The 2,334-nt window shown below is 31.0% G+C and carries 2 protein-coding genes; both read right to left on the bottom strand.

Features of this window, described 5'->3' with window-relative positions; genetic code table 11:
- Positions 1-398 precede the first annotated feature (398 nt).
- A complete protein-coding gene (locus HM986_RS17460) occupies positions 399-1,445 on the bottom strand; it encodes a hypothetical protein (protein ID WP_179336327.1) in 1,047 nt (348 codons plus the stop codon).
- A gap of 152 nt (positions 1,446-1,597) precedes the next feature.
- A complete protein-coding gene (locus tag HM986_RS17455) occupies positions 1,598-2,248 on the bottom strand; it encodes a hypothetical protein (RefSeq protein ID WP_179336326.1) in 651 nt (216 codons plus the stop codon).
- Positions 2,249-2,334: the final 86 nt, after the last annotated feature.

Genomic DNA, 2,334 nt, shown 5'->3' with positions numbered 1-2,334 from the left:
CAATTTAGTTCCGCAAGAAATTAAAATTTCCGACTCCATTTTTTCTGATTTTACTTACTTAAAAGTCAAAAAAAAAAAATCGCGAAAAAGTAACTAGGCTTTTTTATTGCGATGTAGCTATTTTTTCAACCGTAATTTTCCGTTCTGCTTATAATTCCTGCGTTGTGATTTTCATTCCAACGTTTTGAAATTCCAATTTTATTTTATTCTCAAAATTTAGATTTGTATAAGTTCCAATTTAGAGTTGGACTTTGCCGCACACGCATTGCTGCCAACGGTCTTGTGTATGGTTAGTTGCGTGGTTAAGCAACTAAATTAGTAAACTTTCACGAACCTGTGAATATTCCGCAGGAATATTCGCAAGTAGGCAAAAACAAAGCAATTAATTATACACGGTGTTAGCCACTGTTTTTCTTTTTTCTTCCTAACATTGTTTCCCATATTCCTAAATTTTCTAATATCAGCTTTCTAGCTAAACATTGGACATTGAAAACGTCATAAGGACTAATAAATTCAGTTAATTCTTTGAATTTATGAGATGCAATGAAATTTCTCAAATAACTTGCATTATGAATTGCTTCTGGAAAAGTTAATGTTTTATCTCTAACATTTTTACCATATTTTGTCCATTGAGAGTCATATCCGAAATAAGGTTTGAAATCCTTTTCAACTTCTGTTTTATCTCCTCTAAAAATCCAATCAAAAGTTGAGGATTTGTCTATTCCGATAGTATTTAATCGTTTTTCTATGTTATTTAAAACTTTTGGATTCCATTCACCTTTTTCAGAGTTTAAGAACCTAGGGTTTTTAGCGCTTGACCGAATTTCAAGTCCTAATTCCTCAATTACAGAAAAGGCAGATATAATAGCAAAAGCCGAACGAGTATGTGTTTGTTTTTTATAATCATAATGGTCAAAAACTTGGCCATACATTGGATCAGCTGAATGAGGACTAAATGAGTGTAATTCCAAGCTTACTTTATATTTTTCTAGAGCATAAGAGCATTCTCTGTTATGTATGATTTTTTCTAATACTTGACACCCAAATCCAACATTTTCAATTTTTCGAAAGTAATTTGTATGATTTTTATAAAAATCTGAATCTGTTTCTTTGAATTCAGAAACATATAAATCAAGTAGAGTAGTACTTGGGGTTGGAAAACCTAAAAGAATACCACCTTTTAAAAGTGATAGTGCGTTTTCTGCAATGTCTTCATTTTCGGCAGAAATTATTAATTCGTTTTGCTGATATTCAATTCTATCTGAAGAATCTTTTAATAAATCTTTCCCTCCTGTATAATGTATTTCTCCATTTTCAACTTCCCAATAACAATTAGTTGGTTCAGGACGATATTCTAACTTAAAATTAGTTTCAGAAAAGTCTAGTGTTTCGACTAATTTCGAATCTTTTAAATTGATGATTAAATATGTTCGAAAGCTTGTCATAAATTGTGGCTAACGGTTTTGTGTATGGTTAGTTGCGTGGTTTAGCGACTAAGTTAGCAAACATTTACGAACCCGTGAATATTCCGCAGGAATATTCGCAAGTAGGCTAGAACCAAGCAATTAATTATACACGGTGTTACCACACGTATTTTTTAAGAAATCCAAGTTCCCTCAATTTTATCTATTATCCAATTACCGTTTTTATTTTTTTTGATATAAATTCTAAATCCACTTCCGTTTAAAATTCCCATTGTATAACCGCCATTCAGCACGCCATTATTTTTAGTTTTGTCAAATATTATTCCACCAAATTGAATATTTGCTGCAATAAAATAATCATATTTAGTTCTCCAAAATTCACGTCCATTTGGGAATTCAGAACGATATTTGAATTTAATCTTTTCATTGTTCGATTTCAGTCTGTTTAGGTCAATTTTATATTTTTCAAATCCACTAATAGAATCAGAAACGACCAAATATATTAAAGACTTATCCCTTTCCAGAGAGTCTTTTTTTCTTTCCCATTTTTTAATATTGTTTTTGTACTTATCAGTTTGTTTATAGTCCTGAATTCCTTTGTCGATATTGTCTTTATATTCTTCTTTTTGGAAAAATTCAGGCGGTGGTGGTGGCGGTGGAAGAAGTCTTTTCTCGTAGTAGATTGAATCTAAAATAGCAGGAAATATTTCGTAGAAAACGGCTTGTTCAAATTCACTTTCACTAATGGCTTTTTCTTCTTTACAATTCCAAAAAACCAAGACCAAAATCGAAATCGTGAATATTGATGTTAGCGTTTTTCTCATATGTGTGGTAACGGTCTAGTATATGGTTTGTTGCGAGATTATAATTCTAAATTTAGTAAATAAAACTATAAGATGAAATTCCAAAG

Origin of the sequence: Winogradskyella costae (genome assembly GCF_013403865.1) — a bacterium.
Classification (GTDB): Bacteria; Bacteroidota; Bacteroidia; order Flavobacteriales; family Flavobacteriaceae; genus Winogradskyella; species Winogradskyella costae.
This window is presented reverse-complemented; position numbering and strand designations above follow the sequence as displayed.

Bases quoted from the DNA above. Each gene is read 5' to 3' on its own strand.
- HM986_RS17460 (WP_179336327.1), bottom strand. From the start codon at position 1,445: ATGACAAGCTTTCGAACATATTTAATCATCAATTTAAAAGATTCGAAA.
- HM986_RS17455 (WP_179336326.1), bottom strand. From the start codon at position 2,248: ATGAGAAAAACGCTAACATCAATATTCACGATTTCGATTTTGGTCTTG.